This is a genomic window from Pseudomonas sp. AK-TSAG1-1 (assembly GCF_056821665.1).
Map to the genome: position 1 here is coordinate 4,318,390 of NZ_CM165965.1, position 23,755 is coordinate 4,342,144.

General features: G+C 59.6%; 25 protein-coding genes. 16 read left to right on the forward strand and 9 right to left on the reverse strand.

The window, feature by feature from the left end:
• The first annotated feature begins 39 nt into the window (after positions 1-39).
• Positions 40-582: a 3'-5' exonuclease gene (locus AC1UK9_RS19380; protein WP_025113182.1), complete on the forward strand. Its 543-nt coding sequence runs from the start codon at positions 40-42 to the stop codon at positions 580-582.
• Positions 583-696: 114 nt separating this feature from the next.
• Positions 697-981, forward strand: coding sequence for a pyrimidine/purine nucleoside phosphorylase (ppnP, locus tag AC1UK9_RS19385; RefSeq protein WP_007940055.1), 285 nt, complete (start codon positions 697-699; stop codon positions 979-981).
• Positions 982-1,051: 70 nt separating this feature from the next.
• On the opposite strand, the gene AC1UK9_RS19390 is transcribed toward ppnP, so the two are convergent.
• Positions 1,052-1,864, reverse strand: a complete 813-nt coding sequence (locus tag AC1UK9_RS19390) for an MOSC domain-containing protein (RefSeq protein ID WP_025113181.1) — start codon at positions 1,862-1,864, stop codon at positions 1,052-1,054.
• Between the two features lie 97 nt (positions 1,865-1,961).
• Entirely contained in the window at positions 1,962-2,897 is a 936-nt protein-coding gene (locus AC1UK9_RS19395) for a chemotaxis protein CheV (protein ID WP_482578315.1), read from the reverse strand.
• A gap of 453 nt (positions 2,898-3,350) precedes the next feature.
• Between AC1UK9_RS19395 and AC1UK9_RS19400 the strand changes: the two genes are divergently transcribed.
• From AC1UK9_RS19400 to AC1UK9_RS19410, 3 genes are all read left to right on the forward strand, one after another.
• The gene (locus AC1UK9_RS19400; RefSeq protein ID WP_025113179.1) at positions 3,351-3,821 is read left to right on the forward strand and encodes a hypothetical protein; all 471 of its coding nucleotides are present in this window, start codon (positions 3,351-3,353) and stop codon (positions 3,819-3,821) included.
• 492 nt (positions 3,822-4,313) lie between these two features.
• Positions 4,314-5,207, forward strand: a complete 894-nt coding sequence (locus AC1UK9_RS19405; protein ID WP_482580503.1) for a sensor histidine kinase — start codon at positions 4,314-4,316, stop codon at positions 5,205-5,207.
• On the forward strand, positions 5,204-5,863 hold the full coding sequence (locus AC1UK9_RS19410) for a response regulator (protein ID WP_025113176.1): 660 nt from the start codon (positions 5,204-5,206) through the stop codon (positions 5,861-5,863). Before AC1UK9_RS19405 ends, AC1UK9_RS19410 begins: the two co-directional genes overlap by 4 nt.
• On the opposite strand, the gene yegS is transcribed toward AC1UK9_RS19410, so the two are convergent.
• Entirely contained in the window at positions 5,847-6,764 is a 918-nt protein-coding gene (gene yegS / locus AC1UK9_RS19415; RefSeq protein WP_025113175.1) for a lipid kinase YegS, read from the reverse strand. The genes AC1UK9_RS19410 and yegS overlap by 17 nt on opposite strands.
• 318 nt (positions 6,765-7,082) lie before the next feature.
• Here yegS and AC1UK9_RS19420 point away from each other — a divergent pair, with 318 nt between their 5' ends.
• Positions 7,083-7,391 carry a hypothetical protein gene (locus AC1UK9_RS19420; protein ID WP_482578316.1) on the forward strand — a complete coding sequence of 103 codons (309 nt, stop codon included), beginning with the start codon at positions 7,083-7,085 and terminating at the stop codon, positions 7,389-7,391.
• 58 nt (positions 7,392-7,449) lie between these two features.
• Here AC1UK9_RS19420 and AC1UK9_RS19425 read toward each other — a convergent pair whose 3' ends face one another.
• Both AC1UK9_RS19425 and moaB read right to left on the reverse strand, forming a co-directional pair.
• The gene (locus tag AC1UK9_RS19425; RefSeq protein WP_473013161.1) at positions 7,450-8,676 is read right to left on the reverse strand and encodes a molybdopterin molybdotransferase MoeA; all 1,227 of its coding nucleotides are present in this window, start codon (positions 8,674-8,676) and stop codon (positions 7,450-7,452) included.
• The gene (gene moaB / locus AC1UK9_RS19430; RefSeq protein ID WP_025113173.1) at positions 8,660-9,199 is read right to left on the reverse strand and encodes a molybdenum cofactor biosynthesis protein B; all 540 of its coding nucleotides are present in this window, start codon (positions 9,197-9,199) and stop codon (positions 8,660-8,662) included. Before moaB ends, AC1UK9_RS19425 begins: the two co-directional genes overlap by 17 nt.
• An 82-nt stretch (positions 9,200-9,281) precedes the next feature.
• Between moaB and mobA the strand changes: the two genes are divergently transcribed.
• Together mobA and AC1UK9_RS19440 are read left to right on the forward strand one after the other, a co-directional pair.
• Positions 9,282-9,884: a molybdenum cofactor guanylyltransferase MobA gene (gene mobA, locus AC1UK9_RS19435; protein ID WP_482578317.1), complete on the forward strand. Its 603-nt coding sequence runs from the start codon at positions 9,282-9,284 to the stop codon at positions 9,882-9,884.
• A 78-nt stretch (positions 9,885-9,962) separates the two neighbouring features.
• The gene (locus tag AC1UK9_RS19440; protein ID WP_025113171.1) at positions 9,963-10,184 is read left to right on the forward strand and encodes a YgdI/YgdR family lipoprotein; all 222 of its coding nucleotides are present in this window, start codon (positions 9,963-9,965) and stop codon (positions 10,182-10,184) included.
• A 76-nt stretch (positions 10,185-10,260) separates the two neighbouring features.
• Here AC1UK9_RS19440 and AC1UK9_RS19445 read toward each other — a convergent pair whose 3' ends face one another.
• The 3 genes from AC1UK9_RS19445 to AC1UK9_RS19455 all read right to left on the reverse strand — a co-directional run bounded on the left by AC1UK9_RS19445 (position 10,261) and on the right by AC1UK9_RS19455 (position 11,952).
• Positions 10,261-11,151, reverse strand: a complete 891-nt coding sequence (locus tag AC1UK9_RS19445; protein ID WP_482578318.1) for a pseudouridine synthase — start codon at positions 11,149-11,151, stop codon at positions 10,261-10,263.
• Between the two features lie 81 nt (positions 11,152-11,232).
• Positions 11,233-11,550: a transcriptional regulator gene (locus AC1UK9_RS19450; RefSeq protein WP_003226726.1), complete on the reverse strand. Its 318-nt coding sequence runs from the start codon at positions 11,548-11,550 to the stop codon at positions 11,233-11,235.
• A gap of 165 nt (positions 11,551-11,715) precedes the next feature.
• The gene (locus AC1UK9_RS19455) at positions 11,716-11,952 is read right to left on the reverse strand and encodes a glutaredoxin family protein (protein ID WP_473013164.1); all 237 of its coding nucleotides are present in this window, start codon (positions 11,950-11,952) and stop codon (positions 11,716-11,718) included.
• 201 nt (positions 11,953-12,153) lie between these two features.
• On the opposite strand from AC1UK9_RS19455, the gene AC1UK9_RS19460 reads away from it, so the two are divergent.
• Positions 12,154-13,866 carry a cation:proton antiporter gene (locus AC1UK9_RS19460; protein WP_482578319.1) on the forward strand — a complete coding sequence of 571 codons (1,713 nt, stop codon included), beginning with the start codon at positions 12,154-12,156 and terminating at the stop codon, positions 13,864-13,866.
• Here AC1UK9_RS19460 and AC1UK9_RS19465 read toward each other — a convergent pair.
• Positions 13,863-15,071: an ammonium transporter gene (locus AC1UK9_RS19465; protein ID WP_473013166.1), complete on the reverse strand. Its 1,209-nt coding sequence runs from the start codon at positions 15,069-15,071 to the stop codon at positions 13,863-13,865. The two genes, AC1UK9_RS19460 and AC1UK9_RS19465, sit on opposite strands and share 4 nt — an antisense overlap.
• A 306-nt stretch (positions 15,072-15,377) precedes the next feature.
• On the opposite strand from AC1UK9_RS19465, the gene AC1UK9_RS19470 reads away from it, so the two are divergent.
• The 7 genes from AC1UK9_RS19470 to AC1UK9_RS19500 all read left to right on the forward strand — a co-directional run bounded on the left by AC1UK9_RS19470 (position 15,378) and on the right by AC1UK9_RS19500 (position 23,719).
• Positions 15,378-15,692, forward strand: coding sequence for an ElaB/YgaM/YqjD family protein (locus AC1UK9_RS19470; protein WP_025113166.1), 315 nt, complete (start codon positions 15,378-15,380; stop codon positions 15,690-15,692).
• 2 nt (positions 15,693-15,694) lie between these two features.
• Positions 15,695-16,081 (forward strand): phage holin family protein, encoded by a 387-nt coding sequence (locus AC1UK9_RS19475; protein WP_025113165.1) that lies wholly within the window; start codon positions 15,695-15,697, stop codon positions 16,079-16,081.
• The gene (locus AC1UK9_RS19480) at positions 16,078-16,416 is read left to right on the forward strand and encodes a hypothetical protein (RefSeq protein ID WP_473013167.1); all 339 of its coding nucleotides are present in this window, start codon (positions 16,078-16,080) and stop codon (positions 16,414-16,416) included. Before AC1UK9_RS19475 ends, AC1UK9_RS19480 begins: the two co-directional genes overlap by 4 nt.
• A gap of 122 nt (positions 16,417-16,538) precedes the next feature.
• Positions 16,539-17,702 (forward strand): EAL domain-containing protein, encoded by a 1,164-nt coding sequence (locus AC1UK9_RS19485; RefSeq protein ID WP_473013168.1) that lies wholly within the window; start codon positions 16,539-16,541, stop codon positions 17,700-17,702.
• 76 nt (positions 17,703-17,778) lie between these two features.
• The gene (locus tag AC1UK9_RS19490) at positions 17,779-19,107 is read left to right on the forward strand and encodes a deoxyguanosinetriphosphate triphosphohydrolase (protein ID WP_025113162.1); all 1,329 of its coding nucleotides are present in this window, start codon (positions 17,779-17,781) and stop codon (positions 19,105-19,107) included.
• A gap of 332 nt (positions 19,108-19,439) precedes the next feature.
• Complete coding sequence (locus AC1UK9_RS19495) at positions 19,440-20,066, forward strand: response regulator transcription factor (protein WP_041069609.1); 627 nt, start codon at positions 19,440-19,442, stop codon at positions 20,064-20,066.
• An 8-nt stretch (positions 20,067-20,074) separates the two neighbouring features.
• Positions 20,075-23,719 carry a transporter substrate-binding domain-containing protein gene (locus AC1UK9_RS19500; RefSeq protein ID WP_482578320.1) on the forward strand — a complete coding sequence of 1,215 codons (3,645 nt, stop codon included), beginning with the start codon at positions 20,075-20,077 and terminating at the stop codon, positions 23,717-23,719.
• The last annotated feature ends 36 nt before the right edge of the window (positions 23,720-23,755 follow it).

The following is a 23,755-nucleotide window of genomic DNA, read 5'->3' on the forward strand; positions in this document are numbered from 1 at the left end:
GCTCTGATCTATCAGGACGCGTAAATCAGGAAACCTGCGATGCCCCATTGGCTGGTCATTGATCTGGAAGCCACCACGGATGAAGGTGGCTGGCCGGTTACGGAAATGGAAATCATCGAAATCGGCGCCACGCTGGTCGATCGTGCCGGTCGTGAGCAGGATCACTTTCAGCGCTTCGTCAAACCGACACGGCGGCCGTTGCTGACGGCATTCTGCCGTGAGCTCACGCACATCACCCAGGCGAATATCGACGCCGCGCAGCCGTTGACCGAGGTCTGGCCGGCCTTCGAACGCTGGCTCGGCCAACACCAGACGCGCCTCGAAGGCTGGGCCAGTTGGGGTGACTACGACCGCAAGCAATTGCTTCAGGAATGGCAGCGCCTGCAACTCGACAGCGTGTTGAGCCGGGTGCCGCACATGAACCTCAAACAGCGCTTTGCCAAGGCCCGGCGCCTGGAGCGGCCGTTGGGGCTGAACGGGGCGCTGCAACTGGCTGGCATGCAGTTCAGCGGTCAGCAGCATCGAGCCCTGGAGGATGCGCGCAATACCGCGCGATTGTTGCCGCTGGTATTGCCACTCTAGAGTCAGGGCGGGAACTTGCCGGACACGCCCCGGGCAGGTGACGGCGCCAGGAGCCTTGTGCATACTGGCCAGCCTTTTTTAACCCTTTTTTGCCCTTTTCGAGAGGAATCGCCCATGTTCAAAGTCAACGAGTACTTCGACGGCACCGTCAAGTCGATCGCTTTTGGCACCGCTGAAGGTCCGGCGACCATCGGCGTCATGGCCCCGGGCGAGTACGAATTCGGCACCAGCCAACGGGAAATCATGCACGTGGTCTCCGGCGCACTGACCGTCAAACTGCCGGACAGCAGCGACTGGGAAACCTTCGCCGCCGGCAGCCAGTTCAACGTACCGGCCAACAGCAAGTTCCAGCTGAAAGTCGCCGTCGACACTGCTTACCTGTGCGAATACCGCGGCTGACGCTGCAGGTTTTTCCGGTGCAAAAAAATGCCCGTGTCGAAGGACACGGGCATTTTCATTTCAGGAACGGTTACTCGAGGACTTCCACCGGCATCCCGACTTCCAAGTGACCATTGCTGTCGTTGACCAGGTTCTGGCCAAACATTGCGCCATCGGCTTGGGCACGGTATTTCTGCAAGGTAGCCAGCGGTTCGCGATCAGCACTGCGTTCGCCAGTCTGCGGGTCGATGGTGGTCAGAATGCACCGTGAGCACGGCTTCACCACCCGAAACTCGACATCACCGATGCGGATCCGCTTCCAGCCATCCTCGGCGAACGGCGCGCTGCCTTCGATCACCAGATTGGGCCGAAAGCGCAGCATCTCCAGCGAACGCCCGACCCTTTGCGAAAGATCCTGGAGGGACGCCTCGCCGATCAGCAACAACGGGAAGCCATCGGCGAACGCAACCTGATCGTCGTCGCGGCCATAGCCGTCCTGAGTCATGCGGGCGCGGTTCAGTGGCACCTGCACCAGCCGGGTGGGTTTGCCAATGAAATCGCTGACCCAACGAGCCGCTGCGTCACCGGCATCCGGTACGCGCAAGGTGTCGCGCCAAATGGTCACGCCGCGCAGGCCGGTGTCAGTATCCTGCTCGGGCAACGGCACATCCAGCGCCGCGTGCCCTGGCGCGCTGAGGGTCAGGCCGCCCTGCGCATTCCACAGCGCCGACAGCTGGCTCATTTTCGCCTCGGCCCGCTGGGTCAGAAAGCGCCCGCTGGCCTCGTCCACCAGCATCCAGCGGCGGTCGCCTTCAAGGCCCAGTTTATCCAGACCAATCGATTGCAGAATCTCGGGTTTGCCGGATTTCAACGGGTAACGATAAAGCGCGCTCAGACGCAGCATGGCCAGCTCCCTGGAGGATGAAAACGCCACCCTATACGAGCTTTATTCGCGAATCAAAGAACAAACACTGCAGGCTCACTCCTGCAAGACGTTGTGATCAGGCCGGCACTTCATCAAGCATCAGACGCTGGCGCACCACATCGACCAGCTTGTCCGGCTGGAACTTGGAGAGGAAGTTGTCGCAGCCGACCTTCTTGACCATCGAGTCGTTGAAGCTGCCGGACAACGAGGTGTGCAACACCACGTACAGGCCACGCAGACGCGGGTCGTTGCGGATCTCGGTGGTCAGGCGGTAACCGTCCATTTCCGGCATTTCCGCGTCGGTGAACACCATCAACAACTTGTCGGTCATGTTCACGCCGGTATCGGCCCAGGCCTTGAGCATGTTCAGCGCTTTCAGACCATCGCTGGCAATGTGCATTTTCACCCCGAGCTGGCCGAGGGTGTCACGCAGTTGCGAGAGCGCGACGTTAGAGTCATCCACCAGCAACACTTCACGGCCACGGGCACGCTCCAGCACCGGATCATCCAGCTTGTCGCGCGAGACCTTGGCGTTGTACGGGACGATTTCGGCGAGGACTTTCTCGACGTCGACGATTTCCACCAATTGCTCGTCGACCTTGCTGATCGCAGTCAGGTAATGCTGGCGCCCGGCGCTGGTCGGCGGCGGCAGAATGGCTTCCCAGTTCATGTTGACGATGCGATCCACGCCACCGACGAGGAAGGCCTGCACTGAACGGTTGTACTCGGTGACGATAATCGTGCTGTTGGGACCCGGTACCAGCGGACGCATGCCGATCGCCTGGGACAGGTCGATCACCGGCAGCGTCTGGCCACGCAGGTTGACCACGCCGCAGACAAACGGGTGGCGCTGGGGCATCAGGGTCAGCTTCGGCAGTTGCAGAACTTCCTGAACCTTGAACACGTTGATCGCGAACAGTTGGCGTCCGGCCAGTCGAAACATGAGAATTTCCAGGCGATTCTCACCCACCAGTTGCGTGCGTTGGTCTACCGTGTCGAGAATGCCGGCCATCAATGACTCCTGGGCTTGTTCTGATGAATTCACTAAGAGGGGTTATCGGCTGTTCATGGTGAATCTTGATCCCCGCACAAATCACCAACAAAATGCCATACACAGGCATTGATGTCACATTAACATCATGCTTTACTGGCTCGGTGATTTCATCTGCTACATTCTCTTTTGGCGCGACCACGGTTTGCGCCACAGGTTCCCGCGTGTAAGGGAATCCCCTAGTAACAATCAGGCCCAACCTGATGTTCGCAATATCCAATAGCCATTAATGTGACGCCATTCTCATTGCATGAACGGAGTCAGGCTATTGTGTGCGATCGCAGTTCGGTGGAAACGCATCCTCTCGAAACCCTCAGCTTGTGCACTTGCACGCCGGGGCGCGGTCTCGCGACGATTCACGATCGTCGACACACACGGCATTCCCTCATCAGACATGACGCTGTGGAGATAAGCATGCCAATCGACCGTAAAGACTGGGCACAACGCTTTCCCGAATTTCTCGTCGAGGCAGAAACACTCCTGGCCAAATCCGAAGAATGCCTGAGCCACCTGCAACTGATCAGCAACGACAAGGACGCCATCGACTGCATGCTCAGCACCCTGCTAAAACTCGCAGGCCGGGCTGAAGCGTTGGCGCTGGAAGCGGTTTCCGAGTTTTCCTTGCACATTCACAGCCTGCTCACCCACGCGCCGGATCATATCGATCTGCACGCACAGGCACTGGATGCGCTCAAAGACTGCTTCACCCTGATGGCTTGGCAAATCGAACTGGTTGACCAGAACACCGGCCAGTTGAGCCTTGATGACAGCGAACAGACTTCCCTGATCGAAGCCTTTGCATTCCAGGTAGGCCAAAGCCAGTTTCAGCCATCGCTCTCGACCCGATCACTATCGTTCACGCCCTACTCGGAGCGTCAGGCCTGATTGGCCGCTGTTAATACGCAAATCGAGGCTGTATATCCGAGTCGCTGAATGTCGCAATTGAATAGTTCATACCTGCCAGCGACAAGCCGAATTAAATAATCACACCCGTCAGCAGCGGATATTTTCCCGCGGCCTCAGGGTTTTCCTGTGTCCGTGTAACGAACAACTTCGAGTGACGTGGATATCTACCGAGCACAATAAAGCGACTTTTTTCCATTATGGAACTCGCGTCCAACATGGGGTCTTTCCTGACTCGTTGGACATATATGGCAAACGCGACCAACGGTATCTTAAGTGGTATTATGCCGGCCATTAGTTGCTTTCAATTAATGGCACAGTGATTCAGTGACAGGCATCCACCAAACTTGGCGGTCAAATATCGCTCACTGAACCTCGTTAAATTCAATAACATAATTGACAGCATTTTCAGACAGAGATCCGCCCGCCACCGGCCGGTCTGCCCGCAGCGAACATCCATTGGCTCCATCCGTTATGTACGCCAGCCTCAAGTCAATCACTACATGGCCACCTTCCCGGGAAAATGCCCGCCGGTTCACGCTCATATTGAGTGTCGTCGCGACTGTCGGCAGCCTGCTGACCTACGGTTTGTCGGCGCCGCTGTCACTGGGATTGCTACTGCTGAACGTCGCGGCCACCGCTTGCGTCTGGGTGCAATATCGGCTGTCGCGCAAATCGATCAAGTTCCAGCCTCAGGAACTCGCAGACCGTCTGCTCGAAGTCCAGGAAAACGAACGGCACCGACTCAGCCGCGAACTGCATGACGATATCGGTCAGTTGCTGACGGCTGCCAAGCTGCAAAGCGAATGGCTGAAGAGACGCCTGCCGCAGGACTTGCAAGAACATTGCTCGACACTTTGCGACACGCTTGAAGAAACCCTCAACAAGGTGCGCGATGTTTCAGCCATTCTCAACCCGCGCCAACTGACCAGCCTCGGGCTCGAAGCCAGCCTGCGCGCGCACTTGCTCAAGGCTCTGGCGAACACCCCGGTGCACTGGAGCCTCGATTGCCAGCAACGCCTCAATGGCATTCCGGAAGAAATGGCGGTCGCCGCCTTTCGTATTACTCAGGAAGCGGTCACTAATATCCTGCGTCATGCGCAGGCGAAAAACCTGCTGATCCGCGTACAACGCCTGCCGCAAGGTCTGACGTTGTTTATCAGTGACGATGGCCTGGGATTTGCGCCTGCCGCCGACCCGGGCCGCGAAGGACAACGTGGCATGGCCGGGATGGCCGAAAGAATCGAACAACTGGGCGGCACACTGAACGTCATCAGCGAGCCGGGCAAAGGCACTCAAATCGAAGCACTATTCCCCTGGGCGCCCCGTGCACTCGAGCGGGCCAGTACGAATAAGGTTATGCGTTGACTTGTAACTTACTTCTGGTGGATGACCACTCGCTGATCAGGGCCGGCGTGCGCGCTCTGGTGCTCGATATTCCCGGTTACGCGGTCATTGGCGAAGCCAGCGATGGCTCGCAGCTGCTCGAAATGGTCGAGCAACTGACGCCCGACATCGTGTTGCTGGATATCTCGATGAAAGAAACCGGTGGACTGGAAGCCCTGCAACGACTCAAGCGGGTGCGTCCGCAAAGCAAGGTGCTGATCCTGTCGATGCACACCGATCCGGCGCTGATCATGCAGGCACTGGAGTCCGGCGCACACGGCTATCTGCTCAAGGACACCACGGCCACCGAACTTGAACATGCCCTTGAAGCGCTGCGCAACAACGAACGCTACCTGAGCCCGGCCATCGCCCATACCGTGATCAACCAGGCGCTGACCCGCACGCAGAAAAATCAGCCGGAAGTGGCCGATTCGCACAACCTGACGGCTCGTCAGCTGGAAATCCTGCGGTTGATCGTGCGCGGCAAGTCCACCCGGGAAATCGCCAACGGCCTGGGCTTGAGCATCAAGACCGTCGAAACCCACCGCTCACAGATCATGAAGCGCCTGCAGATCTACGATGTGGCGGGTCTGGTGCTGTTCGCTGTGCGCGAACAGATCATCAGTCTCGACGACTGACCGACCGCGCGCCGCCCAACAGCGGCGAATGCTCGGGCAAGTGCACCCGCAAGGCTGCGGGGCGCACCTCGAAGCGCAGGCTTTCACCTTCCAGCGGTTCGCCGTCAAGATTGATGCTCAACCCTTCGGCGACCTTGATTTCGACCCAGGGCAAGCGCGCCCGGACAAACATATTGTCGAGGCCGAAACCGTCGCTAAGCAGGTTCTTCAGCGTGCCGAACAACTCCTGCGGTGCCGGCAGGATGCTGATATCCAACAGGCCATCATCGGCCAATGCCTGCGGACACAATTCATGTCCGCCGCCCGCCTGGCGGCCATTGCCGATACCCAGCGCCAACAACTCGCCACTCCAGTGAAAATCCGGTCCATGCAATTCGCCATAGGCCGCGTGCAACTCACTGAACCGCGACAGACCAGTGAACAGATAGGCCGCCCCGCCGAGTACTTTTTTCAGATCCTCAGACGTATTGGCGGTGACCTGGCTGCCAAAACCACCCGTCGCCATGTTGAGGAAAATCTGTCCACCGACTTCACCCAGATCAATCTCGCGCGGTGGCACATCCAGCAGCTCCAGCGCCTCGGCCGGCTCCAGCGGGATCCCCGCTGCGCGGGAAAAATCGTTGGCCGTCCCCAGCGGCAGCAACACCAGACTGGCCTGATGCGGATGTGCGGCGAGCGCTTCGGCGATATCGCGTAACGTACCGTCCCCGCCGCCAGCGATAATCTGTTTGTACCCGGCCGCCAATGCCTCTTGCACCAGACGCTGAGCGTCACCGGCTTCCCAGGTCAGTCGCACCGCAAGCTCCCAGCCCTGTTTGCGTTTGCCTTCGACGGCGGTGCGAACCGCCTCATTGAGTGCCTGCTTGCCATGCAGAATCAACAGCGCCCTGCGTTCACTCATAACCATTACTCCCCACGTTTGACTCGGTCTGAGACATCTTGACCACTGGCGCACGTAAAAAAGCCGCAGGAATCACTTTTAATTCAAGCGACTGACCTGTTGCGTCCTACACAGCGGTATTTTTTCTTACAACATGTGAGGAATCGGCTCAATTGACCCGTCGCGTTCATTGATTCACCGTGTGCAGGTGATATCAATCTTCGATTTAACAACACAAGGATGTGCAGGTCATGAGTGGATACACCCTCCGAACGGGTAACAGTTTGAATCATGGAAAGCTTAGCGAGCTTACAATTGAAACAGCCGACGGACATTTCCATGCCAAGCCATGAAGCCAGAATTTCAACTAGTCCGCTGCCCTCTCTCACCGAAAGTCGCGCCAGTCACACATCCGATTTCAAAAAGAGCGCCAGAACCACTGGAGAAGTTGATATGGAACCGCGCGTGACTGAACTGGAAACCCACCTCAAATACATTCGCCGGGATATGGATGAAGTCCGCGGCGATGTCAAAACCATCAAGCACCGCCTCGCCTATTCGGCGGGGGCAACAGCGGTGGTGCTGGGGCTGCTTGGGTGGGTCGCCAATAGCCGGTTCGATCAACTGGTCACACTGATGAGCCATTGATTGGGAAATGCAGGCATCGACGCTGTATCGGTCGAGCCTGCACTTGCAAGGCGGGGGATCAGCCGAGCAGATCACTCAGAGGAATGAAGACAACTTGATCGTCTTCAACCAGTGTGCGTCCTTCAAGCACTTCTACCAGTCCATCCGCCCAGGCAGCACTGCGCAGTACCCCTGAACTTTGATTGCGGTAGATGATTGCGCGGCCTTGTTCGAGTCGACCGCGCAAGTATTCACGCCGATTGCCCGCCACAGGCCAGACAAAGCCTGCCGGTACCGTGAACTTCAGCGGTTCGACGTCCTTCACACCCTGACGCCGCAACAAGTAGGGCCGTGTGAGCAGGGCAAAGGTCACCAGCGTCGAAGCGGGGTTACCGGGCAAACCAATGACCGGCACATTGCGAAAATGGCCGAACGTCAGCGGTTTTCCAGGTTTGATTGCCAGTTTCCATAGCGCCAGTTCGCCCTCCTCTCTCAAGGCGATGCCCAGAAAATCCGCTTCGCCAACCGAGACCCCTCCCGTCGAGAGAATCAGGTCGACATTCTGCAACTCGCCCAGACGTGCACGGGTGGCATCCAGATCGTCCGGAAGAATGCCGGCATCGATCACCTCACAACCCAGACGCTGCAGCCAACTGCACAGCACCACTCGATTGCTGTTGTAGATCTGGCCCGGGCCCAACGCCTGGCCGGGTTCGACCAGTTCATCGCCGGTAGACAGCACCGCCACCCGCACCTTGCGCACCACACTCAGCCCGGCGCAACCCAGTGATGCCGACAAACCTTGTTCGATCGGTCCCAGCCGGGTACCTGCCGGCAGGATCAACTCACCGATGGTGGTTTCCTGGCCTTGCGGGCGAATGTTCTGGCCGACGGTGATAGTTTCGGTAAAACGCACCCGGCCGTCGGCCTGAACCTCGGCGTTTTCCTGCATCTCCACGCAATCTGCCCCGGCAGGCACGGGTGCGCCGGTGAAGATCCGCGCACAGGTACCGGGCTTCAAGGGCTCGGGCGCCTGCCCGGCGAACACCTTTTGGCTGACCGGCAAAGGCTCTCCGGTCCAGTCTGCGAGATTCAGGGCGTAACCATCCATGGCACTGTTTGGCCAAGGCGGCAGGTCCAGGGTCGAGATCAAGTCCTCGGCCAGCACCCGCCCCTCGACGTCAGCCAATGGCAGGAACTCTCGCTCGATAATCAGCGAGGCCTCGGCCATTGCCAGCAGGCGAGCCAGCGCTTCTTCGACAGGCATCAGACTGCCGGTCTTGCCCGGCTTACCCACGGGATTCACAAGGCGCCGCCTGTTTCAGGTGAGGTACGAAGTTGCAGGGGCGGTGCCGCGAGTCCAGTTGTTCAGCCAGAATGCCGTCCCAACCAGTGCGCACGGCGTTAGTCGAGCCTGGCAGACAGCATACCAGCGTGCCATTGGCCAGCCCCGCCAATGCCCGCGACTGCACGGTCGAGGTGCCGATATCGGCCACTGATATCTGGCGGAACAATTCGCCAAAGCCATCGACCTGCTTGTCGAGCAGACAGGCCACGGCTTCCGGTGTGCTGTCACGCCCGGTGAAGCCGGTACCGCCGGTAATCAGCACGACCTGCACCACGTCCTCGGCAATCCAGTGGGCAACTTGCGCGCGAATCTTGTACAGGTCATCTTTGAGCAAGACCCGTTCGGCCAGGCGGTGGCCGGCAGCGCTCAGGCGGTCGACAAAGACCTGGCCTGAGGTGTCGGTTTCCAGGGTTCGGGTATCGCTGACAGTCAGCACCGCAATGTTCAGCGGTGCAAAAGGTACATCGGCCTTGGCTTTCATTAGGCTCGTCCAGTTGTAGGAGAAACAGCCCGGTGTTATATCACAGCGCCTGAATTTTTCGCCGCCCTGCTGGAGAGCTGCCATGACCTCGAATACGCCATTGCCCCCCTGCTCCATTCTGCTCCTGGCGGGTGGACGCGGCCAGCGCATGGGCGGCCAGGACAAAGGCCTGATCGAATGGCAGGGTGAACCGCTGATTGCCCATCTGCAGCGCAAGGTACGGCCGCTGACCGACGACTTGATCATCTCCTGCAATCGCAATCACGAGCGCTACTCCGCGTACGCCGATCATCTGGTGAGCGATGCAGAAGGCGACTTTCCCGGCCCATTGGCCGGCATACTCGCCGGGCTCAAGGCCGCGCGCCGGTCACACCTGCTGGTCTTGCCCTGCGATGTACCGCGCATCGACGCCGCGCTGCTGCACGACATGCGAATAACCGCCTGCCAGTTTCCTGACAAACCTTTAATGTTGCGTCACGACGGGCACTGGGAACCGCTGCTGTGCGTGATTCCAGTAGCCCTGCTGGCCGCGTTCGAAGCGGCCTGGAACGCTGGTGAACGCAGCCCCGGCCGGGTCATGCGCGACCTTGACGTCACTGCCCTGCAATGCCCGGACAATGACCCGCGACTGGCCAACCTGAACACCCCCGAACTGTTAAATGCGCATAACACTGTGTCAGACTGACAGCATTCAAGGAACTCTCACGCCTTGTATACGTCTCAAGCTCAGTAACCAAAAGTATTCCCATTCGGAGACACACCCATGACTCAACGGACCCTCGCCACTTTCATGCTCGCACTGGGCCTGGCAACTCTCGCTGGTTGCTCCTCGCCAACAGTGATCACCTTGAATGACGGTCGCGAAATCCAGGCCGTCGACACCCCGAAATATGACGAAGATTCGGGTTTCTACGAGTTCAAGCAACTGGATGGCAAACAGACCCGCATCAACAAGGATCAGGTTCGTACCGTTAAAGAGCTGTAAGCTTTACGTCGACGCCGGATACAGAAAAGCCCGCATTAATGCGGGCTTTTTCATGGGCGCTGGAAAAGTCGGTGTCTCACCACTGCAGGGTGATCCGGCTCTCGAACGAGCGCTCTTCGCCCGTCACCGGGTCGATAAACCGCAACCCCTGCGCGAGCAGTTTCAGCGGATTGGCGTAGTCATCCTCAGCGTCTTTCAACACATCCGGGTAAAACGGATCATTGCAGATACTCGCCCCCAGCGCGGTCATGTGCACCCGCAACTGATGTTTCTTGCCGGTCACCGGATACAGTCCGTAGCGCCAGAGTTCACCGTTTTTCTCCCGCACCTCGACCGCCGTTTCCGTGTTGGCAACACCGGGGCCTTCCTGCATGCGGAAGAACGGTTCGCCATCGATCAGACGACTTTTGTGTACGAGGGGAAATTCCAGATCCGGCAGCGCGGGGGCAATGGCCTCATAGCGCTTATCGATCTGCCGGGTTGGAAACAGCGACTGATATGCCGAACGGGTCTGCGGATTGGCCGAGAAGATCACCAACCCCGCCGTGTGCCGGTCGATGCGGTGCAACGGCACCAGATGCGGATTGTCCAGGCGCCGGATCAGTCGGCGCAGCAAGGTTTGCTCGACATATTCGCCGGCGGGTGTCACCGGCAGAAAATGCGGTTTGTCCGCTACCACCAGATGGTCGTCGGCATAGAGGATCGATTCCAGCACCGGAATCGGCTTCTCATCCGGCACTTCACGGAAGTAGTGAATTCGCAGGCCTTCCTTGTACGGCAGGTCCAGCACAATCGGCTGGCCCTGACCATCCAGCACCCGCCCCCGCGCAATCCGGTCCAGCCATTGCTCGCGACTGATCGCACTGAAATGCTCGCACAGGCAATCAAGCACGGTGAGCCAGGCGCCTGGCGGCAGGTAAAGGGTACTGGCCTGATTCTGAGCAGCGGAAAATGTTGGTGTGGACATACGGAAATTCGAACCCTCGATGCAGGTCGGCATTATCCAACACTGAGCGATGCGAACCTAGCGCAGATTCCGCCGCCCGCCTCAGGCCGGGATCGACTTGAGCGCTGCGGCTTCGGTGAATTCCTTGAGCCAGCGCAGGACATCGACCGCCTCCCAGCGCCCCGGGTCGTACAAGGCGTACAACAGCCCCTGATAGCCGACCACATCCAGTTGCTTGTGATAACCGGCACGCTGGAACAGCGCCTCGATTTCGGCAAAGCAGGTGTTGAAATGCAATTTGTTGAACGGCGTCTTGCCCTCCGTGACCAGCCCGTCCAGGCGCAACTCGAGGACTGCCTCGCGCACCACGTCAACCGACATCCGGTTCACGCTGTTCTTCAACTGTTCGACATTGACCACGGTTCGTCCCTCTGACTGCCGGATTCACCTGCTCAAGTCATGCAAAGCAGCAGGCCAATCCAATTACTGTATGCACATACAGTAACTGAATAAACCGCAAAGTGCCAAGGGACGGATGCACGCTCGCGACCGGCGGAAGACAGTGGCACGCCAGCAGGAAACAGTTCAGCGCAGGAAGGCCACCACCTGATCGGCATTGAACGGCCAGCCCAGTTCTGCACCATTATCAATCCGGCGCAGCACCGGAATCCGCAGGCTGTAAGCCTCGTACCAGGATTCATCGTCGGCAATATCCACCAGTTCCACCAACAGACCGTGCTCGACAAAAGGCATCAACTCGGCCTCTGCCAACTCACACAAGTGGCATCCCAGGGTGCCGAACAGCTGACATTCAGGGGGCATGGTCGCTCAACCGGAAAAATGAGCGTTCATTCTAGGCCTGCCTCGAAAACCCGTCGAGCCACTGCAGCCCAAAGGTCCCGACACGGCACCCAGTACGCAAAACCCTGACGCAAATCAGCCCGCACAAAAGCCAATCAGGCGATGCTCCCGTGCTTTTTGCCTCTACGCTTGAGAAGCCAGAGCCTGACATCGGAGTGTTTTGTGTTTGCCAACCTGTTGATCATTCTTGCCTCATCCCTGGTGATGATTGCCCTGTTCCGTCGCTTGCGGTTGCCGCCAGTGCTGGGCTATCTGTGTGTGGGCTTGATGGTCGGGCCGACCGCATTCAACTGGGTCAACGAAAGCGAACACCTGCCTGACGTGGCCGAGTTGGGCGTGGTGTTCCTGTTGTTTTCGCTGGGCCTCGAATTTTCCCTGTCAAAGATGATCGCGCTGCGCCAGGTGGTGTTTCGCCTGGGCAGCCAACAGGTGTTGCTCAGCACCGGGGTGCTGGGCCTGGTGTTGATCCTGCTGGGCATGCCGGTGACCCCGGCACTGCTACTTGGCGCCGGACTGTCGTTGTCGTCGACGGCGATTGTCACCAAGGAGTTGAGCAGCCTGGGTGAGGTGTTCAGCAGTCACGGGCAGAATGCGGTCGGGGTCTTGCTGTTTCAGGATGTGGTTGCGGTGTTGCTGCTGACGCTGGTGCCGGTGTTCGCCGGGAGCAGCGCGCAAGCCTGGTACTGGGCGCTGCCGCTGACTCTGGGAAAAACCGTGGTGCTGTTTGTCGGTTTGCTGTTGGCCAGCCGCTGGTTGCTGCCACGACTGTTTCATGAGGTGGCCGCCTCGCGCTCGGCGGAACTGTTCGTGCTGCTGGCGCTGGTCATTGTGCTGCTGACCGCATGGCTGACGCACCTGTTAGGCCTGTCCCCTGCCCTCGGTGCATTTCTGGCCGGCATGTTGCTGGGCGAGAGCCACTACCGCCACCAGATCGAAGCCGACATCCGGCCGTTTCGCGACATTCTGCTCGGAGTGTTTTTCGTCAGCATCGGCATGCTGATCGACCTGCAACTGTTCGTCAGCCACAGCGTGCTGATCATCGGTCTTACCCTCGGCCTGATGCTGATCAAGGGCACTGTCGTGGCGCTGCTGGTGAAGTGGCGCGGCAACGATCACGAAACCGCCTGGCGCAGCGGCCTGGCCCTGGCGCAGGGCGGTGAGTTCTGCTTTGCGCTGATGGCGCAGATGCAGCAAAACAGGATGCTGCCCGACGAGCTGGGCGGCCTGCTGCTCGCGGCAACGTTCTGCTCGATGCTGCTGACCCCGCTGCTGCTGCGCGCGGCGCCGAACATTGCCTTGCGCCTGCATCGCAAGCCGAACCAGGAGGCGCAAATCGAAGAAATCAGTGCGCTCAACGCCGACCTCGACCAGCATGTGGTGATTTGCGGGTACGGGCGGGTCGGCCAGTCCATCGGCCGTTTCATGCGCAACGCGAATCAGCCTTACATCGCCCTGGACAACGACCCCGTGCGGATCCAGGAAGCTGCCGTCGGCGAAAGCAATGTGCATTACGGCGACTCGTCTCGGGCCGATCTGCTGATCGCCGTCGGACTGTTGCGCGCACGGCTGGTGGTGATCGCGGTGGATCAAGGCGACGTTGCCCTGCGCGTTCTCAAGGAAGCCCGCCGCCACAATGATCAGGTGCCGATTCTGGTGCGTACCCGCGACGATAGCCAATGGGCGGAACTCAAGGCTGCCGGCGCCACCGAAGTGGTGCCGGAGCTGCTGGAATCGAGCCTGATGCTCGGCTCACACGCACTGATCATGCTCGGATTGCCAGCGCGCCAGGTCCAGGAGCGAGTCGATCAGGTACGCAGTGACCGTTATCGTCTGTTGCACGGTTTTTACCCCGGCGCCGACGATGAGGAAACTTAATCCTGACTCACTGCGCCGATCTTGTGCAGCGACAGGTCGGCGCCGTAATACTCCTGTTCCTGACTCAGGCGCAGGCCGTGCAACGCCTTGATCAAACCGTAGACGGCGAATCCGCCAATCAGTGCGACCGCCACCCCCAGGGCGGTACCGATCAACTGACTGACCAGGCTGACACCGCCCAGGCCACCGAGCGCACTCTGGCCGAAGATGCCGCAGGCGATCCCGCCCCAGACCCCGCACAAGCCGTGCAACGGCCAGACACCCAGCACATCATCGATGCGCCATTTGACTTGCGCCGCGGTAAAGCACCAGACAAACAGCGCACCGGCAATCGCGCCAGTCACCAAGGCACCCACCGGATGCATCAGGTCGGAGCCGGCGCAGATCGCCACCAGCCCGGCCAGCGGGCCGTTGTGCAGAAAGCCCGGGTCGTTGCGCCCGACGATCAATGCCGCCACAGTGCCGCCGACCATCGCCATCAACGAGTTGACCGCGACCAGACCGCTGACACCCTGCAAGGTCTGCGCGCTCATCACGTTGAAGCCGAACCAGCCAACAATCAGAATCCACGAACCCAGCGCCAGAAACGGAATGCTCGACGGTGCGAACGCCACCAGGCGCCCGTCGCGATAGCGGCCGTTGCGCGGACCGAGCAACAGCACCGCCGCCAGCGCCAGCCAGCCGCCCATGGCATGGACCACCACCGAGCCTGCGAAATCATGGAACGCAGCGCCGAACCGGCCCGTCAGCCAGGCTTGCAGACCATAGTTGCCGTTCCAGACCATACCTTCGAAAAACGGATAGATGAACGCCACGATCAGCGCCGTCGCGCACAGTTGCGGAACGAATCGTGCGCGCTCGGCAATGCCGCCGGAAATGATCGCCGGAATCGCCGCCGCGAAGGTCAGCAAAAAGAAAAACTTCACCAGACCGTAACCGTGATCGGCACTGAGCACCGCGGCCGGTTGCATGAAGGTCACCCCGTAGGAGATCCAATAGCCTATAAAGAAATAGGCCAGGGTCGAGACCGCGAAGTCGCTGAGAATCTTCGACAGCGCGTTGACCTGGTTTTTCTGGCGAACCGTGCCGACTTCAAGAAAGGCGAAACCGGCGTGCATCGCCAGCACCATCACCGCACCGATCAGAATGAACAACGTGTTGGAGCTGTGAACCAGCGTGTCCACAGCGCTTTGCAGATTTTCCATAAAGAGGCAGACCTGAAGGCTGAAAAAGGCACCAAAGCGGTTCGCGCGGACAATTCATGCACCAAGTTGCGCCTTGCCGGGCACCGCACTGGAGCTGCGATGAACCGCTTTGGCGCACAAGGTCGATGCCCTGACACAAACCCGGATTATTTGAGTTAAGGTTTTCCTGCAAGTACGCCCGCCAACAGCGCACGGCGGTTGCAAGACGCACCACGACATAGCAAAAGCTGTACCAGTCATTTGTACTGAACCTTCGTGCAAGGCTCATACTCGAACGCTTCAGACGTCACTTACGGAGATCCACCCATGGCCAGCATCAAGGCAAAGACTGCTCAAGAAATCCTGATGAACGACTTCCAGACTCTGGTGGCCGACACCGAACGGTTGCTTGAGCACACCGCGACTCTGGCAGGCGATCAGGCCGACGAGCTGCGCGAACAGATCCACGACAGCCTGCTGCGCGCCCGGGAAACCCTGAAGCTGACCGAAGACACTCTGCGCGATCGCGGCCAGGCCGCCGTCACCGCGACCGAAGACTACGTGTCGGCCAACCCTTGGCAATCGGTGGGCATCGCCGCCGGGGTAGGTTTTCTGATTGGCCTGCTGGCCACTCGGCGCTGATCATGTCGATCGGAGAATCCGGCCTGGGGTCGGGCACCACTTCTTCCACGCGGCGTCTGGGCGCCGCTGTTCTTGGGTTGCTGCACAGCCATGTCGAACTGTTCGGCATTGAACTGCAGGAGCAGAAATCACGCACCGTCAGCCTGTTGCTGTTCGCAGGTCTGGCACTGGTGTTTGCACTGCTGTTGCTGGTCGGCCTGTCGACGCTGGTGCTGATCCTGTTCTGGGACACCTACCGTCTCCCCGCCATCATCGGCCTGTGCGTGTTCTACACATTGGCGGCCGCTTTCTGTGGACTGCGTCTGAAGGCTGCGGTCTTCGATGAATCCTCGCCCTTCCACGGCACCCTGGAAGAATTGGCCAACGATCGGGAGCGCCTGTTGCCATGAGCCTGCCTGAACTGCCACACAACAGCTCGCGCCGGGAAATGCGCAAGGCGCTGATCCGCCTGCGCATGGAAATGCATCGCCAGGAAATCCGCCATGAAGCCGGGCAAGTGCTGCAACCGCTGCAGCGCATGCGCGGCATGACGCAAAACCTGCAAGACGGTTTTGGCATCAAGCACGCGCCGCTATGGGGCGTGGCCGCCGTCACCCTGCTGGGTTTCATCACGGGCAAAGGCGCGAAAAGCGGTGGCGTCGGTGGCCTGACCCGGCTGATTCGTCTGGGGACCAGCCTCGGGCCGCTGATCAAACTGGTGATGCAGAACTCAGGCAAACGCTGAGCCGCGCATCTGGCTGCATTCTTGCAATACCCGCGGGATGAACCTCTTAGCTGGAGGCTCAATCCCGCGCGCCTACCCGGTCAACGCGGTTCAACCAGAACAAGAACGACTAAGGAGGCCCCGTGATCGACGGGCAACCGCTCGCCTGCTTTCAGCCTTTCATCGATACCGCCACCGGACGAATTGCAGGCGTCGAAGCACTGGGCCGCTTGCGCCAGATTGACGGCCAACTGGCCTCGGTCGGCCCACTGTTCGCCGATCCGCGCACACCCGCCATCGCCCTGCGGCGCCTCGACCGGCAAATCCGCGACAACGCCCTGAGTCGACTGCATGAAGCCCCCGCCGAGTGGTTTCTCAGCCTGAACATGTCGCCGCGCTGGATCAGTCGCCTGCGCACGGATCAGCCGCTGCCCAGCTTCAAGCAGATACTGCGCCATGGCGTCGACCCGCAACGCATCGTCTTCGAAATCACTGAACTGGGCGGCAACAGCCAGCGCCTGACCGAAGTGGTTGCGCGTTATCGCGACGCCGGCGCGCGGATCGCCATCGATGATTTCGGTGCCGGTTATTCACAGCTTGATCGGGTGTTGGCGTTGCAGCCGGACATTCTCAAACTCGACATGCGGCTGTTTCAGGCCGCAGCGCTGGGCGGGCCGAGCAGTGATGTGGTCAAGGCACTTGCGCAAATGGCCGAGAAGACCGGCTGCTGGATCATTGCCGAAGGCGTGGAAACCGAAGCACAACTCAATTTCGCGTTGGAATGCGGGTCGCGTTACGTCCAGGGTTTCCTGTTCGCCAGGGCGCAGGAAGCCTTCTACCCCACTGACGCCTTCGTGCAACGCTTCGCCGAACTGCGCCAGCGTTACGTGCGGCAGAAACTGGCCGAACGCGGGCGCCTCATGCAAATGCGTCAGCAGCTCGGCGAACTCATGTCGATTCTCCAGGCTTGGGCGCAGGCCCGCGCTCCGCTCAGTGCACTGCCGCAGCTGGACGCCTTTCCGTGGTTGCTGCGGTTCTATCAATGCGACCGCCACGGTACGCAGCTGACACCCAACCTGGAATGGCGCCAGCGCGGCTGGGTCGCCGACGACCGCTATCTGGGACACAACTGGTCATGGCGCCCGTACTTCTATCATTTGCTGGCCGAAGGCTGGGAGGAGCGTCGCCTGACCCTTTCCAACACCTACCGCGATGCCACCAGCAACCAGTATTGCCTGACCGCGGGCCAGTTCTTCGATAACGGCGAGCGCCTGCTGCTGATCGATATCGATGCCGCGGGCCTGTAGTTCCGCTTGCAGCTGGAGGCCCGAACCGGGAAGCTAGGGCAACAGTCATCCCAGTCACCGACGGAGAGAACCAGCCTTGGATTGGCAGACCCTGCTCAACCGCGAACGCCTTGGAAAACCGCTGCACAGCCCGCAAGAGCTGGGTCGCAGCCCGTTCCACAAAGACCATGACCGCATCATTTTCTCCGGCGCCTTCCGGCGTCTGGGACGCAAGACCCAGGTGCATCCGGTGTCGAGTAACGATCACATCCACACGCGCCTGACCCACTCGCTGGAAGTCAGCTGCGTGGGTCGTTCGCTGGGCATGCGCGTCGGTGAAACCTTGCGCAGTGCCCTGCCCGACTGGTGTGAGCCCAGTGATCTGGGCATGGTCGTGCAGTCGGCCTGCCTGGCCCATGACATCGGCAATCCACCCTTCGGCCATTCCGGTGAAGACGCGATTCGCCACTGGTTCCAGCAGGCGGCCGGGCGTGGCTGGCTCGACGCAATGAGCGAAGCCGAGCGCGGTGACTTCCTCAATTTCGAAGGTAACGCACAAGGTTTCCGGGTGCTGACCCAGCTTGAGTACCATCAGTTCGACGGCGGCACTCGTCTTACCTATGCCACCCTCGGCACCTATCTGAAATATCCGTGGACGGCGCGTCACGCCGACTCGCTGGGTTACAAGAAACACAAGTTCGGCTGCTACCAGAGTGAACTGCCGCTGCTGGAACAGATCGCCCACAAGCTCGGCCTGCCGCAGCTGGAAGACCAGCGCTGGGCGCGTCATCCATTGGTGTACCTGATGGAGGCCGCCGATGACATCTGTTATGCGCTGATTGACCTCGAAGACGGCCTGGAAATGGAGCTGCTGGACTACGCAGAAGTCGAATCGCTGCTGCTCGGTCTGGTGGGTGATGATCTGCCGGAAACCTATCGTCAGCTCGGCCCCCAGGATTCGCGTCGACGCAAACTGGCAATCCTGCGCGGCAAGGCCATCGAGCACTTGACCAATGCCGCCGCCCGGGCGTTCGTCGAGCAACAGGACGCGCTGCTGGCCGGTACCCTGCACGGCGACCTCGTCGAACACATGCACGGCCCGGCCAAACGTTGCGTGCTGAACGCCAAGGACATCGCCCGCAAGAAAATCTTCCAGGACAAGCGCAAGACGCTGCATGAAATCGGCGCCTACACCACCCTGGAAATCCTCCTCAATGCGTTCTGCGGCGCGGCGCTGGAGCAACACGGCGGCCGCACCCCGTCGTTCAAGAGCCGGCGTATCCTCGACCTGCTGGGCAACAATGCGCCGGACCCACACGGCCCGCTGCACAGTTCGTTTCTGCGCATGATCGACTTCATCGCCGGGATGACTGACAGCTACGCCAGCGACATGGCGCTGGAAATGACCGGGCGCTCCAGCCACTGACGAGACGCTTCGTCTCGACCGGTCAGTATGACTGTCCGGTCGAGCGACTTGCCCATTAAACTGGTTCTGCAGCGTTCGATTATCTTTTGATCAGCGAATAAAAACTCAAACAAAAACGCTGCATGCGCCACACTCTGCAAGCAACTTAAAGCATTCAGATAAACAAACATTCCCAACACTTCCTTACGCGACACAGAGCTTTGTCGTAGTAGATTTCCTTTTAGTGTGTAGGACTTATCCTATATTGCCGCTAATGCCATGCGAGTTCATGCGGCCGCTCATTTTTCTGAGCTAAGGTGCGCGCTTTATTCGCGCACGTATGGGATTTGATTATGAACTCCGTTTTTATTGTCGATGATCACCCCGTCATCCGGCTTGCCGTTCGAATGCTGCTCGAACATGAAGGTTACAAGGTCGTCGGCGAAACCGATAACGGGGTCGATGCCATGCAAATGGTCCGCGAATGCATGCCCGACCTGATCATCCTCGATATCAGCATCCCCAAACTGGACGGCCTGGAAGTCCTCGCGCGCTTCAACGCCATGGGCACTCCGCTCAAGACCTTGGTACTGACGGCGCAATGCCCGACATTGTTCGGTATTCGCTGCATGCAGTCCGGTGCGTCCGGTTATGTCTGCAAGGAAGAAGATCTGAGCGAACTGGTCAGCGCGATCAAGGCAGTTCTTTCCGGTTACAACTACTTCCCCAGCCAAGCGTTGAATCCGGTGCGCAGCGACGATGTGCGTTATGCCGAACTGGAACTGTTCAAGTCCGTCAATGACCGTGAACTTATGGTCTTGCAGTTATTTGCTCAAGGGCGCACCAACAAGGAAATTGCCAAGGGCATGTTTCTCAGTAACAAGACAGTCAGTACCTACAAGAAACGCTTGATGCAAAAACTCAAAGCCAGGTCTCTGGTGGAACTTATCGAGATGGCCAAGCGCAATGCGCTAGTGTGAGGGCCCGCATGCTCAGTCGTTTAAAGATCTATCTCGCTGGATTGTGCGCGAGCCTGTGCCTGACGCCCCAGGTGAATGCCGAGCTCATTACGGCGCAAGATTACGTGCTGCGCAGCCGTTCGAGTCACGAAACGCTGTCCGTGTCGCTGCAACCGGCGCAACGCCAATGGTTGCAGACTCGCAGCGAACTGGTACTGGGCACTTCCGCACCGGATTATCCGCCCTTCGACATGACCGCCAGCGGGCGCGATTATGAAGGTTTCACCGCCGACTACGCCGGCCTCCTCGGTCAGGTCATCGAGTTGCCGATCCGGGTCAAGCGTTTTGCCTCACGGGACATAGCCTTGCGCGCGCTGTTAGCCGGGCAAGTCGACATGCTCGGCACGGCCAATGGTTTCGAGGCGAGTAACGCAGACGTCCTGCTTTCAACCCCTTACGCCATTGACCAGCCCGTGTTGGTCACCCGTGAGGGCGAGACCCGCACACTCACCGAAGGCCTGGCCGGACTGCGGCTGAGCATGGTGTACCACTATTTGCCACAGGATGAAGTCAAGGCGCTGTACCCCAAAGCCATCCTGACCTCCTACCCCTCTTATCAAAACGCAATCAACGCGGTGGCGTTCGATCAGGCCGACGTGTTTCTGGGCGATACCATCTCCACCCACTACATGATCAACAAGGGCTATCTGAACAACATTCGCATGGCCAATTTCGGCAAACAGGAAGCCCACGGTTTCAGCTTCGCCGTGCGCGCAGACAACACGCAACTCCTCACCCTCATCAACACCGTGCTGCGGGCCGTTCCGGTCAGTGAACGGGACAGCGTTGCCAAACGCTGGAGCGCTGGCAGCGACATCCTGCTGACCGACCAGAAGCTGCAATTGACCGATCATGAAGAGCACTGGCTCAAGCAACATCCGGTGCTGCGTGTGGTAGTGAACGAAGCGTTCGCCCCGATGACTTTTTTCGACAGCGACGGCAATCTGCGCGGCATCACCGCAGACCTGCTGGAGCTACTGCGCCTGCGCACCGGCATGCGATTCGAACTGGTGCGCAGCCGCAGCGACGGCGACATGATCGAGCAGATCAATCAGCATCAGGCCGATCTGATCGCAGCGTTGCTCCCCACCCCCCAACGCGAAAAGACGCTGCAATTCAGTCGACCCTATCTGGAAAACTCGTTTGTCCTGCTGACTCGCAAATCCGCCGACAGCCCGACTCATCCGACCCAGCTCAAGGACAAGTACCTGGCAATCGCTCAGGGCAATCCCATGGCCGATTACCTGCGCCGCGAGTTCCCCAATATTCACCTGATAGAAACCTCCGACACCTTTGGTGCCGCGACCTTGCTCGCCGAAGGCAAGGCCGATGGCGCCGTCACCTCTCTGGTGATCGCCAACTATCTGATTGCATCGCGGCTCTTCGAGCACCCGTTGCAGATCACCACGACCCTGGGCACCCACCAGGCCGCCTTTTCACTGGCCACCGCCCGCGACAACACCGAATTGGGGTCGATCCTCGACAAGGCGCTGTTGAGCATCACGCCGGAAGAGCTGGGGGTCATCAACAGTCGCTGGCGTGGTTTTTCCAACGCCGCGCAAGGCAACTGGAATCACTATCAGCGTCTGTTCTACCAACTGATTGGCGCGGCGTGTCTGCTGTTGGTGCTGTCACTGTTGTGGAACGCCTACATGCGGCGCCAGATCAAGCAGCGTCAGGCGGCCGAGCGCGCCTTGAACGATCAGTTCGAATTCATGCGCTCGCTGGTTAACGGTACACCGCACCCGATCTACGTGCGCGACCGTCGTGGCCTGCTGCAAAGTTGCAACGACAGCTACCTCGAAGCCTTCAACGCCAAACGCGAAGACGTGATCGGCAAAAGTGTCATGCAGGGCACCCTGAGCAATGCCTTCGAAGCGCAGAGCTATCAGGCCGATTACCAACGGGTGGTGGCCGAAGGCACGCCCTTGGTGCTGGACCGACCACTGCACATTGGTGGCCGGCGGTTGACGATCTACCACTGGATCCTGCCGTACCGCGACTCCAGCGGTGATGTGCAAGGCATCATCGGCGGCTGGATCGACATCAGCGAGCGCCGCCAGCTGTTCGATGAACTGCGCACGGCCAAGGAGCAGGCGGACAACGCCAACCGCGCCAAAAGTACCTTTCTGGCGACCATGAGCCACGAAATCCGCACGCCGATGAATGCCATCATCGGCATGCTCGAATTGACCCTCAAACGCATGACCCGACAACACCCGGACCGCACATCCATCGAAACGGCTTACTCTTCGGCCAAGGACCTGCTGGGTCTGATCGGCGACATCCTCGATATCGCCCGGATCGAGTCAGGGCGCCTGAGCCTGAGTCCGGAGCGGGTCAATCTGGTCGATACGGTAACGTCGGTGGTCAGGATCTTCGACGGCCTGGCCCGACAGAAAAACCTCGCTCTGCCCCTGACCGTGAATCCTCCCGGACTCGAAGTCGATGTGGAACTGGACCCGTTACGCTTCAAGCAAATCCTCTCCAACCTGATCAGCAATGCCATCAAGTTCACCGAGTGCGGGCATGTCCGGATCACTCTGGACGTACTGCCCGGAGGGGTCGACGGTTGCTCGCTTATCCAGTTGACGGTTCAGGACACCGGAATCGGGATCTGCATCGAAGATCAGCAGCGCCTGTTCGAGCCCTTCGCCCAGGCCGACGGAGGTCGGCAGCAGGCACGCAGTGGCGCAGGTCTGGGGCTGGTCATCAGCCGCAACCTCTGTGAAATGATGGGCGGCCAGTTGCAATTGAGCAGCCAGCCCGGGATCGGCACCCAGGTCTGCCTGTCGCTGCCGCTGCAAACGCTACCGTGCACAGTCGCCACGACGAAATTCGAGCCGCCGATCCGTGCATCGTTTACCCCGCTGAATATTCTGGTGGTCGACGATCACCCCGCCAATCGCCTGCTGATGTGCCAGCAACTGGAGTTTCTGGGCCACCGCTTCAGCCTTGCCGAAGAAGGTCGAAGCGGGTTTGCACAGTGGCAGGCCGGCGAATTCGACCTGGTCATTGCCGACTGCAACATGCCAGTGATGAACGGCTACGAACTGACCGCCGCCATCCGCCAGCAGGAACAACGCACAGGGCGTGCACCTTGTACCGTGCTGGGCTTCACTGCCAACGCGCAGCCTGAAGAAGTGCAGCGCTGCAAGCAGGCCGGGATGAACGACTGCCTGTTCAAACCCCTGAGCCTCAGCGCGCTGAGCCAATGGGTCAACGGGTTGCAGCCCGTAGCGTCCGAGCCACCTTTCAATCTTCAGGGCTTGCATCAGTTGACTGGCGGCAATCCGCTGCAGGCCCGGCGCCTGCTCAGCGAATTGCTCAAGAGCAGCCGCCTTGACCGCCAGGAACTGTTGGCCCTGGCCCCGCACAATGACCGTGAAGCATTGGCAGTGGTAGCGCACAAGATCAAGGGGGCTGCACGGATCGCCCAGGCCTCGCGCCTGATCGCCTGTTGCGACGCACTCGAACAAGCCTGCACGCCCACATCTCCCGTCCCCGTTATCGTGCGTTGCGTTCAGGCCACCGATACTGCCATGGTCGAACTGGAGCAGGCGTTGCAGCAACAACTGGAGTCGTTTGAACAAAGCACAATGACCGAGCCTTAACTATGCTTGAACGCTGAGCAGTGTGTTTACCTCAAT

Coding starts and splice junctions, on each gene's coding strand:
- AC1UK9_RS19400 (WP_025113179.1), top strand. CDS start 3,351: ATGCCAATCGACCGTAAAGACTGGGCACAACGCTTTCCCGAATTTCTC.
- AC1UK9_RS19445 (WP_482578318.1), bottom strand. CDS start 11,151: ATGTCCACACCAACATTTTCCGCTGCTCAGAATCAGGCCAGTACCCTT.
- AC1UK9_RS19405 (WP_482580503.1), top strand. CDS start 4,314: ATGTACGCCAGCCTCAAGTCAATCACTACATGGCCACCTTCCCGGGAA.
- AC1UK9_RS19470 (WP_025113166.1), top strand. CDS start 15,378: ATGGCCAGCATCAAGGCAAAGACTGCTCAAGAAATCCTGATGAACGAC.
- ppnP (WP_007940055.1), top strand. CDS start 697: ATGTTCAAAGTCAACGAGTACTTCGACGGCACCGTCAAGTCGATCGCT.
- AC1UK9_RS19495 (WP_041069609.1), top strand. CDS start 19,440: ATGAACTCCGTTTTTATTGTCGATGATCACCCCGTCATCCGGCTTGCC.
- mobA (WP_482578317.1), top strand. CDS start 9,282: ATGACCTCGAATACGCCATTGCCCCCCTGCTCCATTCTGCTCCTGGCG.
- yegS (WP_025113175.1), bottom strand. CDS start 6,764: ATGAGTGAACGCAGGGCGCTGTTGATTCTGCATGGCAAGCAGGCACTC.
- AC1UK9_RS19440 (WP_025113171.1), top strand. CDS start 9,963: ATGACTCAACGGACCCTCGCCACTTTCATGCTCGCACTGGGCCTGGCA.
- AC1UK9_RS19480 (WP_473013167.1), top strand. CDS start 16,078: ATGAGCCTGCCTGAACTGCCACACAACAGCTCGCGCCGGGAAATGCGC.
- AC1UK9_RS19380 (WP_025113182.1), top strand. CDS start 40: ATGCCCCATTGGCTGGTCATTGATCTGGAAGCCACCACGGATGAAGGT.
- AC1UK9_RS19420 (WP_482578316.1), top strand. CDS start 7,083: ATGCCAAGCCATGAAGCCAGAATTTCAACTAGTCCGCTGCCCTCTCTC.
- AC1UK9_RS19475 (WP_025113165.1), top strand. CDS start 15,695: ATGTCGATCGGAGAATCCGGCCTGGGGTCGGGCACCACTTCTTCCACG.
- AC1UK9_RS19500 (WP_482578320.1), top strand. CDS start 20,075: ATGCTCAGTCGTTTAAAGATCTATCTCGCTGGATTGTGCGCGAGCCTG.
- AC1UK9_RS19390 (WP_025113181.1), bottom strand. CDS start 1,864: ATGCTGCGTCTGAGCGCGCTTTATCGTTACCCGTTGAAATCCGGCAAA.
- moaB (WP_025113173.1), bottom strand. CDS start 9,199: ATGAAAGCCAAGGCCGATGTACCTTTTGCACCGCTGAACATTGCGGTG.
- AC1UK9_RS19395 (WP_482578315.1), bottom strand. CDS start 2,897: ATGGCCGGCATTCTCGACACGGTAGACCAACGCACGCAACTGGTGGGT.
- AC1UK9_RS19465 (WP_473013166.1), bottom strand. CDS start 15,071: ATGGAAAATCTGCAAAGCGCTGTGGACACGCTGGTTCACAGCTCCAAC.
- AC1UK9_RS19455 (WP_473013164.1), bottom strand. CDS start 11,952: ATGCCCCCTGAATGTCAGCTGTTCGGCACCCTGGGATGCCACTTGTGT.